9 protein-coding genes are annotated in these 14,401 nt (G+C 36.6%); 8 read left to right on the forward strand and 1 reads right to left on the reverse strand.

Annotation, left to right across the window (positions count from 1 at the left end; all coding sequences use genetic code 11):
* Positions 1 to 315: 315 nt before the first annotated feature.
* A complete protein-coding gene (locus MW695_RS01930; protein ID WP_247102473.1) occupies positions 316 to 2,103 on the reverse strand; it encodes a sigma-54-dependent transcriptional regulator in 1,788 nt (595 codons plus the stop codon).
* 342 nt (positions 2,104 to 2,445) lie between these two features.
* Here MW695_RS01930 and MW695_RS22855 point away from each other — a divergent pair, with 342 nt between their 5' ends.
* From MW695_RS22855 to MW695_RS01970, 8 genes are all read left to right on the forward strand, one after another.
* Entirely contained in the window at positions 2,446 to 2,556 is a 111-nt protein-coding gene (locus MW695_RS22855; RefSeq protein ID WP_306421057.1) for a CAP domain-containing protein, read from the forward strand.
* Positions 2,557 to 2,672: 116 nt separating this feature from the next.
* Positions 2,673 to 3,812, forward strand: a complete 1,140-nt coding sequence (locus tag MW695_RS01940; protein ID WP_247102483.1) for a diguanylate cyclase domain-containing protein — start codon at positions 2,673 to 2,675, stop codon at positions 3,810 to 3,812.
* Between the two features lie 188 nt (positions 3,813 to 4,000).
* Complete coding sequence (locus tag MW695_RS01945) at positions 4,001 to 5,398, forward strand: glycoside hydrolase family 1 protein (protein WP_308446061.1); 1,398 nt, start codon at positions 4,001 to 4,003, stop codon at positions 5,396 to 5,398.
* Positions 5,399 to 5,434: 36 nt separating this feature from the next.
* Positions 5,435 to 6,742, forward strand: a complete 1,308-nt coding sequence (locus MW695_RS01950) for a glycoside hydrolase family 125 protein (protein WP_247102487.1) — start codon at positions 5,435 to 5,437, stop codon at positions 6,740 to 6,742.
* Positions 6,743 to 6,769: 27 nt separating this feature from the next.
* Complete coding sequence (locus MW695_RS01955) at positions 6,770 to 7,387, forward strand: YesL family protein (protein ID WP_247102491.1); 618 nt, start codon at positions 6,770 to 6,772, stop codon at positions 7,385 to 7,387.
* A gap of 59 nt (positions 7,388 to 7,446) precedes the next feature.
* Complete coding sequence (locus MW695_RS01960) at positions 7,447 to 9,216, forward strand: sensor histidine kinase (RefSeq protein ID WP_247102494.1); 1,770 nt, start codon at positions 7,447 to 7,449, stop codon at positions 9,214 to 9,216.
* Between the two features lie 261 nt (positions 9,217 to 9,477).
* Positions 9,478 to 12,483 carry an endo-beta-N-acetylglucosaminidase gene (locus MW695_RS01965; RefSeq protein ID WP_247102496.1) on the forward strand — a complete coding sequence of 1,002 codons (3,006 nt, stop codon included), beginning with the start codon at positions 9,478 to 9,480 and terminating at the stop codon, positions 12,481 to 12,483.
* Between the two features lie 359 nt (positions 12,484 to 12,842).
* Entirely contained in the window at positions 12,843 to 14,354 is a 1,512-nt protein-coding gene (locus MW695_RS01970) for a response regulator transcription factor (protein WP_247102498.1), read from the forward strand.
* Positions 14,355 to 14,401: the final 47 nt, after the last annotated feature.

Below are 14,401 nucleotides of genomic sequence, written 5' to 3' on the forward strand. Positions count from 1 at the left end.
TACTGAACAAATTATATTTTGCTTTTTCATATTCTAGTTCGCGGAACGGAATGTCATTCCGTTAATTAAAGGGATTGCAGCGTTTATGTGTAAAAAGTGGAACGTCATTCCGTAAATAGGTCAAAAGAAGAGACAAACGTAACGTGGATGGTCAATAGCGGAATGAGGCTCCGGAAGAACAGTAATTAAAAGAGCTTTATGAAGGAAATAACGGAATGAGGTTCCGTCGATGAGGGTGAATTTAGGTTGCGAGGAGGGCACTGAAAAAAGTTCATATCAACTTTTTTCAGTGCCCTTGCATCATGATTTTCTGTATTAACTGTTCATTTTTCTCCATAATGTTGACCGATTAAGTCCTAATCTCTTAGCTGCTTTTGATTGATTATTGTTTTCTTGGAGATATACTTCCGAGATGATATCCTTTTCAATTTTCTCCATCGGTTGATGAATATTAACGGGGATAAACGATTGATTACCATATGCGCGTTCTTTCTGAATCGTTTTTAGGGTGTGCTCTACATCATGAATGTAGACGTCGTTTGTTTGTTTGACTAATTGTTTGATAGCTAGTCTAAGTTCAACCATGTTTTCATACCAAGGATGGTTCTCTAATCGCTCGATCGCTTTATCATCAACACCAATTACTTGTTTCCCATATTGCTCATTAAAGTACAGGATAAATGTACGAACAAAGTGAGCTAACCTTTCCGTTCGTTTTCTTAAAGGTAGAAAGTAAAAGAGTTGATTTCGTACTTGTTCTGCAAGCTGTGCATGTAAGCCTGATTGTTCTTTTTCTAATAAATCGCGATCACCAACGAAAGAAAAGACTGTTTGGAAAGAGGCATCGGCTATCGCTTCGGACAGTCTCTTTTGCTGGTTTTTCGACAATTTTTCTATGTTGCAAAAATGAACAATATCTCTCTCTTGAAAGGTTTTAAGTAATTTGATTACGCGATTAAACGTACTCGTTTGGGGTTGGTGAAACCGAATTTCTGTAATTGTTTCAAAGGATTCGGCCGCTTTATCTAGAAGGATTTTGAGAAACATTCGTTTGCCTGTACCACGCTCACCTAAAATCGTGAATGGAGAACGTGTACCGCGGTTTATGATCTTTTCCAGTGCTGTTGTATACATAGGGTCGATTGAAATGAGCTGCGGGACACTCTCCATATTCGGATCAGAGAAAATAATGTCCACTTCAGCATCGCCATTAGAATGGTAACGGCTGAGTTCAACATAATGGTAAGGTGTTAAATCTGAATCGCTCACTCTCCCAATGTTTATATGATAAGGCGGTTTAAATTGATTGTCCTCAATGAAGAAGTGGACGGGAACACCTTGAAAATCATCCTCAAAAACAATGGAGGATGGATGATAAATGTTGAAAAAGTTGAGCTTTTTTATGTGTGAGTCGAGCTGCCTTTTCAATGCTGTGTTAGCGAAATGTAGCTGTCCATTTAGCTTAATAAGAGCCACGGGATTAGATAATTGATTCAGTAAATGATGATACACCTCGGCTTTCGAAGAGTGTTTTTTGATTTCCGATTTTAATGTTCTTGCCTTTTGGAAGGCTTCTTCAATAGATTCTTTCCCTGAAGTAATCAGAACGCCTTGCAACCCTAGCGAAGTTGCGAGCCTGATTGTTACAGCGTCACCTACGATAATGTATATTCCGAGTTTTTGTAGCTCCTTTAGTGTGTCCATCACGTCAGTTTCTTTCTGAACAACACGATATTCTACGTCAATTTGGATAACGGAGGACACAGCTTTAAAGCTATGAATGACATTTTCGAAGCCGACCATTCCGATTTTCACATTGTAGCTTTTTAATAATGTTAAGATTCGTAAGATGTCATAGCCTGAGATACTAATATCAATGACAGGTATATTTGTATTTTTTCTGAGAAGGTTGGCGGTTCCTCCTCTACTAATAATGACGTCGAAGTCTTCACCTGATTTTTTGTAATCATTGAGCAATGATTTACTTTGGTCTAAATCAGCAATGTGACTTTTTATGGTGAAATCACTTAATTGCGGTTGCATAGATTGAATAAGCTCTGCAAGCCCCTTATAAGGGGCGATTAGAAGTACTTTTGTTTTCATTTTAGACCTCCTGTTGCATATTTAGACAATTATTGTTTTGTGTTTCAATAATTTTAATTATACATAAAAGGTGTTTTAAAATATAGTGTAAGCGTTTAATATTTAGAGACATAACGAAATTTCTGTATCATAATGAAAGGTGGGTAGGATTCCTGCTCACATCTTCCTTCTTCTTAATTGAAGAGAGAAGTCGAATGACATGCAAGAAAATGGTTATTTTGCTCACCAGAGCCCGACCTATGGGTCTCCGTCAAAGATGAAGCAGCACTTCGGCATTAATTTTCGAGTAAGTGGAGAGAATATTGCGCACGGCTATTCGTCGTCAGAGGCGGTTGTGAATGGATGAATAGTGAGGGGCATCGCCAAAATATTTTACGTGAAGAATATACGTATATTGGTGTTGGTTATGATGGTTCAGGTCATTATTGGACTCAAATGTTTGTTGGACGATGATTGGAATAGTAACGCAAAATTGCCGTTATTAACCATTGCTTTATGAGTTGACTATCTAGAACAAATCGCATACGTTTAACGTATGTCAGTAGAGAAAGGTTACTAGGTATTAAGTCATGAATAAACTTCATACAGTTATCTATCTAGTTGTCATATTGTCACTTGTTTTTTCAAGTGTATTTATTTTTCTTTCGTTTAAAAAAATTGAAAGCCAATCAGACGATATTCTTTTTACTCTTGTCCCTCTAGAAAGGAAACTCAATCAAGCCATACGCAATCTTCTTAACCAAGAAACAGGAATGAGAGGGTATTTATATACGGATGATCCTGCTTATATGACACCTTATGATTCTAGTAATGGGCTGCTCGAAGACCGTCTTTTTCAATTGAAAGAATTAAGTCGATTTAACAGTGTTATTTATGAAAAAATCAATGGTCAGTATATCCCTCAAGCGGAAAAAGTACAAAAGACAATTGAATTACAGCTTGAGAGAAAGGCTAGTGGCGAAATGAACGTGTCAGAATCATTGATGGAGACGAAGATAGAGATGGATCGATTTAGAGAGCTTCATATAGAGGTTTCAGGAGTCCTAACGGTTGAAATGGATGAGGCGATGAGTCAGCAGCAGTCGACGAGCAAAGTAGCCAAAAACGTCCTTATTATGACAGTTGTTGTTTCGATTCTATCTGCTACATTACTAATCTTTTCATATTTGAAAACGAATAAATTAATTCATTTCCAAAATCTTGCATCTTCGGATGGGTTGACAGGCGTTCCGAATCGGCGTTTTTTAGATGAATATATTCAAAAGAGATGGCTCAAACATAGTCGAACAAACCGTAAATTAGGGGTGCTTCTCTTAGATATTGATTACTTCAAATCATACAATGACCACTATGGACACCTTAAAGGAGATGCGGCGCTAACGAAAATTGCGAAGAGGATCGCAGAAATCGCGGATCAATATCAGGCTACTTTTGGTCGTTATGGAGGGGAGGAGTTTCTAGTCGTGGCATCTAAAGTGAATGTGCAAGAGTTTCGCCAATTCGCACAAACGATTGTCGATGAGGTCGAGAAGCTGCACATTGAGCATAAGTCGTCGACTAGAGACATAGCTACAGTTAGTGTCGGTGGTGTGATTGGCACACCTGAAGAAGGTTTATCGGTTGAACAGTTTATACAAATGGCTGATGAACAGTTGTATGAGAGTAAGAGGAATGGACGGAATCAAGCAACGATTCGAGCGATTAAATAGGAGAATCCCAGAAGGAGAGTGGAGCTTTCTGGGTTTTTTTGTTTGTTCGTTTGTGATAGGAACCGTTAAAAAATGAACGGGGAAAATCAGGAGCAAAAAAATTCATTCAATTTTTCAAGTATCATTCTTAAGAATGTAATGATTAAATGATGGTAATAGAAGCGATTAAAGAACGATAGGAGGTTACAATCTTGAAAAGCTATGAATTTCCGAATGATTTTTGGTGGGGGACAGCCTCTTCTGCTGCGCAAATGGAAGGGAATGATGCTATGGATGGAAAGGGGAAGAGTATATGGGATCATTGGTATGAAAAGGAACCTCAACGATTCCACAATGGAATAGGACCTCAAAGGACATCTCAATTCTATCAACATTATAAGAGTGACGTTCTTCTTATGAAGGAGCTAGGGCATACATCATTTCGTTTTTCCATTTCATGGTCGCGTTTATTTCCAGAAGGTACTGGCAGGGTTAATCCGAAAGCTGTGGATTTTTATAATGATGTGATTGATGAATTAATAAAAGCAGGAATTGAGCCTTTTGTTAATTTATATCATTTCGATATGCCTTTTTTGTTACAGGAGAAAGGTGGTTGGGAAAACCGAGAAGTTGTAAGCGAATTCAGTCGATATGCAAGAACTTGCTTTGAGTATTTCGGCAACCGCGTAAGCAAATGGTTTACACAAAATGAACCGATTGTTCCTGTTGAAGCTGGTTATCTATATGACATGCACTATCCAAATCAAATCGACTTCAAAAAGGCCGTGCAAGTAGGATATCATTCTATTCTCGCAAGTGCGTTAGCTATTAATGAATTTAGAAAAATAGGTGAGATTGGTAAGATCGGTATCATTCTAAATGTAACTCCTTCCTATGCTAGGAGTCAGCATCCTGCTGATCAAAAGGCTTCACGTATAGCGGATTTGTTGTTTAATCGATCTTTCCTTGATGCTTCAGTAAAGGGGGTATTTCCTTCTGAACTAGTGCAACTATTAAAAGACCTTGGGTATTTACCAAAAGTACGAAAGGAAGATCTCATCATCATTCAAGAAAATACGGTTGATATATTAGGGGTTAATTACTATCAGCCGAGGAGAGTCAAGGCAAAAGAGAACCTCCCACATCCTCAGGCTCCATTTATGCCAGAACATCTATTTGATCATTATGAGATGCCAGGTAGGCGGATAAATCCTTATAGAGGGTGGGAGATTTACGAAAAAGGAATCTATGATATTTTGATTAACCTACGAGACCACTATCATAATATTGAATGTTTTGTTTCAGAAAATGGTATGGGTGTTGAGAATGAGGAACGATTTTTAAATGAGGAGGGAGTCATAGAGGACAATTATCGTATTGAATTTATTAAAGGACATTTAAAATGGGTGAATCAAGCACTTACGGAAGGGTGTAATGTTAAGGGCTATCACCTTTGGACGTTTATGGACAATTGGTCATGGTTAAATGCATATAAAAATCGCTATGGCTTTGTTTCGGTCAATCTGGAAAAACAAAGTGAGAGAACGGTTAAAAAAAGTGGTTGGTGGTTCAAAAGAGTCATTAAAGAGAATGGGTTTATGGAGTAGAAACTTGACAAAGAAATTAATGGAGAGTGGTATGTGATGGAGAAAAAGGTTCCTAAATCATTAGATGATATAATTAAAAGAGTGAGGGAGACCTTCCCTGAAGATCATGAGTTACACACTTTGTTTGAAAAGACGTTTCTTAATACGTATATGACTACAATTCAAAACAAGAGCGATGGGAAAACGTTTGTCATTACAGGTGATATTCCCGCGATGTGGTTACGTGATTCAACTGCACAAGTTCGTCCATACCTACTTGCTTCTCATGATCCAGACATTGAAACCATGTTACTAGGTGTATTAAGACAGCAGATTGAATTCATTTTACTAGACCCTTATGCGAATGCGTTTAATAAGGAGCCTAATAATCAAGGATTTCAGTCAGATAAAACGGACATGCATCCACATGTTTGGGAAAGAAAGTATGAAATTGATTCTTTATGTTATCCTGTTCAATTAGGATATCTTATTTGGAAAGAGACAGGGAAGGTATCACATTTTGATCAGGATTTTAAACGTGCCGTTCACTCTATTATTCATCTATGGAAAGTTGAGCAGAAGCATGAAGAACATTCACCTTATTCATTCGAGCGCATGAATGTTCGGCAATCAGACACGTTAAATCGTTCAGGAAAAGGTAGCAGAACAGGATTTACAGGGATGACGTGGAGTGGATTTAGACCGAGTGATGATGCTTGCTTATATGGATATCTCGTTCCTTCAAATATGTTTGCAATTGTGACCTTGGAATATATGAAGGAAATAAATGACGCTGTCTGGAACGATCCTGTGTTGCAACAAATATGTTCCCAATTAAGGCTGGATATGATGGATGGCTTAAATAGGTTTGCCATAACAGATCATCCGCATCATGGACGTATCTATTGTTATGAAGTAGATGGATTGGGAAATAAGCTGTTAATGGATGATGCGAATGTACCAAGCCTTTTATCTGCACCTTATTTAGGGTTTTGTGCTGAGGATGACCCTATTTATTTAAACACGAGAGCATTTCTGTTATCAAGAGAGAATCCTTTTTATTATGAAGGCTCAGTCGCTAAAGGGATTGGTAGTCCCCATACACCAGATCATTACATATGGCACATCGCGTTAAGTATACAAGGGTTAACAGCTGTTACTAAAGAGGAGAAGATGGCAGTTTTAGAGATGATTAAATCAACTGATGCAGAAACTGGATATTTACATGAGGGTTTTAATGCATCTAATCCTAATGAATATACGAGGGATTGGTTTGCTTGGTCGAACTCACTATTTAGTGAATTTGTTTTAGACTTATGCGGGTTGAAATTAAAAGGAAGTCCTTTATCACGTTCTTTGCAATGATTATTAAAGTCATAAGGAGTGATTGCAATGCTTAACGTTTTTATGAGTGTATCTGAATGGGTCTATCGATTACTAGTTGCTAATTTCTATTGGGTATTGGGTGTTTTAGTAGGAGGTGTCTTGTTTGGTTTTATGCCAGCAACGATTGCATTACATGAAGTGACTAGGAAATGGGCGTATGGTCAGTTTGATTTTTCAATAAGCAAAACGTTTTTTCAATCGTATAAATCTAAGTTCTTCAAGAAAAACATGGTAGGAGCAGTGTTTCTATTATTAGGTGGTTTGTTATTCGTTAATTTACGATTTGCTACACTAATTGAAGGTACTGTTATGATGGTGGTCTTCTATTTTATTTTATTCATTCTATTATTATTACTTATTAGTATGATTGTTTTCTTTAGTGTGTATACACACTATCATTATGAATCTTGGAGACAATATGTTGTACAGTCTTTCGCAATTGCTATAGGGAGTCCTGGCCTAATGGTAAGGGTGTCAATTGGTTTTCTATTACTAGCGTGGCTATTCTATCAGCTCCCTGGTTTGATGATGTTTTTCCTTGCGGTTTTGCCTGCTTATTGGAGTAGTATAGCTTGTAAAAAAAGGTTCGCTATTATTGAAAATTTAGTAACGTCTTCAACGTAAATGGATTGACATAGCTTCCTAATCTTGATAATAGAATCATATTGAGAAAGGACGGTAAGATGATGCAAAATAAAAACAGTCATTTATTCTCAAGATTACAGAGGTTAGGGAGTCAAGTGTTTAGTCGCATATTAATCATCTATTCCGTCATTATTGTATTTGTCATCATTCTCCTTCTCCTTTTTATTGGCAGATTTCTTATTAGTGAATATATTCATCAAGCTTTGGAGGCAAATGAACAGACCCTTGATCAGATTGAGGCTTATTTTGAGTCGAGAGATCAAATGTTAACATCAAATCTATTAAGGCTCTACTATAATAATGAGTTGGTTGAATCGATTGCATTTGCTCTTCAAAATGATTTGGAGGAGTATTGGGATTATCGCCTAAATCAATATTATAACAGTAGCTCTTTTGTCCCGAGTTCTATTGATTCATTTGTTAATACCATTTATTTCTCCGATATGGAAATTGATGCAATTTCCCTAACGAGCTTGGAAACGGATCACTCCTTTATGTATGTGTTTAATCACTATAATTGGAATCAAATGAATATGGTTGATGAAATGGTTACCATTCCTAAAGTTGAAAATGGTGTGACGATTTCTAAGCCAATTCATGAGGGTGTCGCTTCAAAAAGTATTGGGATGATAACGGCCTATTATAGTTTAGAACGTTTATATAATAGTATTGGATTTATGGATGAACGACAAATTGGTGGTGTGCAAGTCTATTCTCTTGAGAATGAGCTCTTATTCAATTCCATTGACGAATTACACGGTGTGACTCTTCCTACAGGACTTAGTAACAATGAGCAACAAACCTGGTCTTATAACGGAGAAACCTATTATCTTAATCATCGAGCTGACCCTAATATTGGCGTGATCTATGTTGGGATTATTCCAGAGACTGAGATAGAAGGCATTTCTTCAACGTATTGGATTATTGCCATGATGACAATTCTAGTCTCTATTACAGTTGTTCTAGCAGGGTATTTTGTATTACGTAAATATGCTAGACGAATGCGAGAGATTGAACGTAGTATGTTACTTGTGCAAGATGGGGATTTCAATATTAGAATTGATGTTTCGGATGGCGATAAGGATGAACTTGCAACGATATCAAACAGTTTTAATCAGATGGTTGAAGCGTTGCGTATGTATATTCAACGCTCATACGTGCTAGATATAAAGAAGCAACAAGCGGAGATGAGGGCGTTACAGTCACAAATTAATCCTCATTTCTTGTACAATACACTCGAAGCGATTCGAATGAAAGCCGTTATTGAAAAATCGAAAACAACAGCTAATATGATTTATCATTTAGCAAACACTCTTCGCTATTCCTTATCAGAAAAACAAGAAGTGCAATTAAGAGAAGAGCTAGAGCATTTAAGGCAATATTTGAAGATTATGTCTTATCGATTCCCTAAGAGGTTAATGATTGATTATGATGTCGATGAATCATTATTATCTATTTACGTTTTAAGATTTATTTTGCAGCCAATTGCTGAAAATTATATGATCCATGGATTGAGGACAGATAGTGATGACAATCACTTTTGGATTCGAATACAGAGAAAATCAGATTTTATTATGATTACATTAAAAGATAACGGTAAGGGGATAGAGACAGGAAGGTTAAGTGAGATTAACAGGATGTTAGAACTAGATCATGGAGAGGACTTATCTACAGGTTCTATTGGACTGTTAAACATTCACCAACGTATTCAGCTCCAGTATGGAAGCCATTATGGCATGAGGATCAAGAGTGTAGAAGATATTGGGACTATTGTAAAATTAAAGATTCCTATAGAGAAAATGAAATAATCGTAATGGTATTTATTGGCTAGTTTTAAGCTCGGAGGCAACGCCTCTGAGCTGTTCTTTAGTTTTTCCATTAAAACTAAACATTGTCAAATAGGAACGAGTAAAGGTTATTGCTAAAGTTATTGTAAGGGCTTTCAACAAGGTTATAGCTTGCAAATACTCTACTCTTATCCTGGAAGGTGGTGTAGTAAAAAGTTGAGGCCTAAACTTATCTAAAAGAAAATGTGTATTTTAAAGATCTATCTAAAAGGAGGATAATCAATGTCATTTCTATTTAAAGGACAAAAGAGATGGAGGCTTGTCGCGATTGTATTCGTTATGATTCTAGTATCAGCGGGTATCTCACCCAGGGTACTAGCTGGAGATACTCTTCCATATACAGGTGACCAAGCGACAGGTGCCAATCAACCGACTCAACATGGTTATACTTCTCATGACATATTACAATGGGAGCCAGAAAGAGATCCTTATGCCGAGATGTTACGTGCTAGAGTGCCATTGCAAGAAAGAGTGGATGCTTTCGCAGATACTCAAGCGAATCCAGAATTGAATGCAGATACACAAATGTTTAATTTAGCTGGTGATTATGGGAATGCTTTTATGGATAGTACAGCCTATACGAATAAGTTTGGTCAGTATACCTTTCCGTATTGGCAATATATTGATTACTATTCATACTGGCATGGAATGGCTACTGCTGATGTTCCCCAAGAGTTATATGATCCAGAATTACCTTGGTATGAACGTTGGTTTGAGTTTGGGGTTTTAAATATTCCTAACCCTGCTTATACGAATGCCGCTCATAAAAATGGTGTTAAATCATTAGGAGTGATCTTCTTCTCTAGTAACGATAGAGGGCCGCAAACATATACTCAGATGCTGGTGGAGGATGAAGCTGGTGGGTATCCTGTTGCGGATAAACTAATTGAGATAGCTGATTATTTTGGTTTTGATGGGTATTTCTTTAATCAAGAAGAAGCGACAGGTGTTAGGATAGAAGATCTCCCTCGTTATAAAGAGTTCTTACAAGTATTACAGGAGGGAGGGTTATATGTTCAGTGGTATGACTCAGTTAATCATTCAACAGGTGAAATGAGCTTTCAGAACCAATTTAATGAGTTAAATAGCCCGTTTATAAGGGATGATGTATTTGGTGATGTTACAAATTCAATCTTTCTGAATTATAATTGGAATCGCACACGTATGGAAAGCTCGAAGGCTCATGCAGAGAACTTAGGTTTAGATCCTTTAGAAACTGTTTTTGCAGGTGTTGAAGCTGGTGCTGATCGTTTTGGACAACACCGAAATGATTTGAGGAATAATCTTGATGAAGAGGGTAATCCGATGAATAGTATTGCGATGTTAGGTGCGGATTTCACTCATCACGGCTTAGATGAGGATCTTGGTGGTGAGGATACCATTAGAAGGTTTAAGAATGACTATCAATGGATGTCATTTATTCGTGATCGTGCGTTTTGGTCTGGTCCTCAATTAGATCCGACTAATTCTGGTAGAGATGCTACTATTGACCTTTCAGATGTAGCGGCACAAGGAGATCACTGGGATGGAGTAGCCGCATACATTGCTGAACGGAGCGTCATAAGTGGTTCCAATTTTATCTCTCATTTTAATTTAGGTCGAGGGTTAGCTTATTATGATGATGGACAAGTAAGCTCAGAAAAAGAATGGTCGAATATAAATATACAAGATATTCCTATTACTTGGCAGTGGTGGATGGAAACCAATGGGACGCCTCTCGAGATTGATTTTGATTTTGGTCCTGACTACCAAAACGGATCACGTTATGAATATGAACAGATAGGTGCTTATAATGGGGGAAGTTCACTTGTCGTCAGTGGTGATTTAGATGAGGAACAATTTCTACGGCTTTATAAAACGGATATGTTGGTAAAAGATACTTCGACGTTTACTATTACTTACTATAAATCAAGTGAAGCTGATTCATCATCAATGAGTGTCGGTTTGATTTTAAAAGATGCGCCGCAAACTTTAGAAAGGATAGAAGTCCCTTATTCAGGGGAAGTAACAAATGAATGGGTTACAGAAGAATTAGATCTTTCAGAGTATGAAAATCGTGAGTTGGCGACTTTTGGTGTTGTCTTTGATCCACATGAAGCTGATTTAATAGAAAATTATCAAATGAATATTGGCCAAGTTAAAATTAGTGACGGGACGATTGAAAAACCTGAGTCGCCTAATCAAGTTAAGATTGATAAGGCGTTCCCTCAATCAAATGAAATGGTTCTTTCATGGGATTTAGAAGATTATGAGTTGGTACGTCAATACAATGTTTACAATAACGGTGAGTATGTTGGTGGGATTTATGATGACGTGTTTTATATAAAAAATTTAAATGCAAGTCAAGGGGACATAGAAGTGACTGCTGTTTCAGCAGACGGACAGGAAAGTGATCCCACAAGTGTTGCGTATGATTTCTCTAGTGCGGTAAGCCAAATTGAAGCTACGCAGGATGAAAATGGAGACATGTTGATCGAATGGGAACTTCCATCTAATGCTTCTGGTGATATTCAGATTCATCTTGAATCTGAATACAACGATACAAGTAAGTTTGAAAAGGAGCGTATTGTAGAAGGAGGGGAATCATCCATTGTATTATCGGATATGCCTGTAAATGGAGATCGATATCATTTAAGGATAAAGATAGGAAATAATGAGGGGGTTAGTTATCGCGACCGTTTCATTGACCGAACAATTGAAGCATATTCGATGGATAAGATTGATATCGATGAATATTCTGTGACTTGGCAATTACCTACGATTCGTGATTGGCATTACTTATTTGTGTATGAGGATGGAGAGCCACTTTCCTTCTTAACGACTTATAATCAAGGGGAACGACCTTACATTATTCGTGGTCGAACTCATCTTAATGAATTAACATTTGCGACGCAATCACTTAATAGTAAGCTCGAGTTTGTTATTCAAGATTACTCAGGGAATCGTGCTAGCACAATTGTTAGAATAACAGAGGATGGGTTTCATGAATTATTAACAGATTTAAACGATGAAGGCGAGCTTTCTCAAGCGAGTTATAAACAGCTTAGTCAGACCTTTCAAATAGCTCAACAACATAAACAAGATGGACGTATACGTCAGGCTATCAATCATTTAGAACGGTTGAAAAGTCATATTAATGGGAAGACCATGGAAGGCACTGCGGAGACAGTAAAAAAACAGTTAATGGATAGCGCCGACAGTTTCATCATGCAATGGCATGATCAATAAGATTTTAAAGACTACTGAAGAGAAATCTTCGGTAGTCTTTGTTAAATATGTCGTAGTTAAGTAAAATGCGTTCTCAGGGAGCTAGCAAAAAGCGTTAATATCATGAGTTATAAGGTTAATAGAAGAAATCATTGTCGTTCTTAGAAGAAGAATAGAGATAATGAAATTTAAATTTTCCATTAAATCTATGATTTTTTATCTATAACCTAAATCAAACAGCTGGTACGCTTTATGTAAGGGTTTTCAATAAATCCTGCATTTATGATAATGACGGAGCTTGACCTTGTGTGCTAATAGATAGAAGTCCTTTTGGGGAATGACAAGTCTTGTAGGATAATAATCACAAGGAGGTATTGTAAATGTTGAATGTATTATTAGTTGATGATGAACCGCTTATTTTGGAAGGATTACAAGCATTAATTGATTGGGAATCCCTTGGATATACGATCATTGGAACAGCTTTTAGTGCAGAAGAGGCATTGCTTAAGTATAGTGATGAAGCTTGTGATTTAGTGATTACCGATATTCGTATGTCAAATAGGAATGGACTTATTCTAATATCCAAGTGGCAAGAACTTCAACCTAAAACGAAATGGGTCGTTTTATCAGGGTATGAGGATTTTAATTATGTGCGACAAGGACTTGTATTAGGGATTGAAAATTACCTCGTTAAACCAGTGAATGAAAAAGAATTAATTTCGACATTAGAACAAGTCAAAAAGAAAATCTATTCTTCAAAACATTATACGTTAAATAAATTTATTTTACGTGATAATGCTATTTGGCAATTTTTACATGGTGAAATGGAGAAGCTTGATTTTGAAGGGAGAATGGAATTATCCAATGTCCAGATTTCTTTACCATTCACTAAACTAACGTTACTCACGATTCCTAATCATAGTGCAGGAGAAGTTTCTTCTATTCAAAAACAGTTAGAATTTAAATTTAAAAAGAAAGGGTTAGTTTGCTGCTGTACACCAGAAGATGATCTATTAATTTTAATTCAAGGTGTCCATATTCAAATGAAGGATTTGCAATATGCGATTGTGACACTAATGAGTGAACAAATTCAAAAGCCATTTATTCTATACATGGGTGATGAATGTACGAGTGACAGTGAATTAAAAAAGTGCTTAAAGTACGCTAAACAGCATCGAGAGAGGTATGCATTTTTTAATGAAACAAGAATCGTCTATGATACAGATTGGAAAGAAACAGAAGAGGAATTCATTCGAATAGAACCATTATTAAAATTAATCAATGAAGCTAAGTTAGATCAAGCGAAACTATGGGTAGAATCTAACCTACTTTCTAAACGTTACCATAAAACACAAATAAAAAGTGGAGCCGTAGAAGCGGTTATCGCCATTAATACACTAACATCAGCAGTAGAACGTTCAACAATAGCTGAACTACTAGATGACATTATGAATAGTACGACAAAAAAGGAATTAGCTCAGCATATGTACTCGGTATTAGAGAACGTCATTTTGCATGTTATGAGGAGTAAAGATGTAAATCATTCTTTAATTCATGATGTTGTCGATTATTTGCACAATGGAGGCTATAAAGAAGAAGTTTCATTGAAAGTGTTGGGGCAGAAATTCTATATCAATTCTATTTACTTGGGTCAATTATTTCATAAAGAAATGGGAATATCGTTTTCAGAGTTTTTGAACCAATTACGTTTAAATAAAGCGAAAGAACTGTTGTTAATGACTCACAAAAAAGCTGGAGCAATTGGGAAACTAGTCGGTTATGCAGATCCGACTTATTTCTATAAGCAATTCAAGAAACAATGTGGTGTTACACCAAATGAGTTTCGTTCGATTGAAAAAGCAAAAAAAATTAAACAGTTTCCACTTGATTAATCCATTAAATCTATGAATTGTCAAATATGAAATGATTTTACTTGTTG

Source organism: Halalkalibacter sp. APA_J-10(15), assembly GCF_023017105.1.
Lineage (GTDB): Bacteria > Bacillota > Bacilli > Bacillales > Bacillaceae_D > Halalkalibacter.

What these genes read in the sequence shown, in the direction of transcription:
- MW695_RS01930 (WP_247102473.1), bottom strand. Translation starts at nt 2,103, where the DNA reads ATGAAAACAAAAGTACTTCTAATCGCCCCTTATAAGGGGCTTGCAGAG.
- MW695_RS22855 (WP_306421057.1), top strand. Translation starts at nt 2,446, where the DNA reads ATGAATAGTGAGGGGCATCGCCAAAATATTTTACGTGAAGAATATACG.
- MW695_RS01940 (WP_247102483.1), top strand. Translation starts at nt 2,673, where the DNA reads ATGAATAAACTTCATACAGTTATCTATCTAGTTGTCATATTGTCACTT.
- MW695_RS01950 (WP_247102487.1), top strand. Translation starts at nt 5,435, where the DNA reads ATGGAGAAAAAGGTTCCTAAATCATTAGATGATATAATTAAAAGAGTG.
- MW695_RS01955 (WP_247102491.1), top strand. Translation starts at nt 6,770, where the DNA reads ATGCTTAACGTTTTTATGAGTGTATCTGAATGGGTCTATCGATTACTA.
- MW695_RS01960 (WP_247102494.1), top strand. Translation starts at nt 7,447, where the DNA reads ATGATGCAAAATAAAAACAGTCATTTATTCTCAAGATTACAGAGGTTA.
- MW695_RS01965 (WP_247102496.1), top strand. Translation starts at nt 9,478, where the DNA reads ATGTCATTTCTATTTAAAGGACAAAAGAGATGGAGGCTTGTCGCGATT.
- MW695_RS01970 (WP_247102498.1), top strand. Translation starts at nt 12,843, where the DNA reads ATGTTGAATGTATTATTAGTTGATGATGAACCGCTTATTTTGGAAGGA.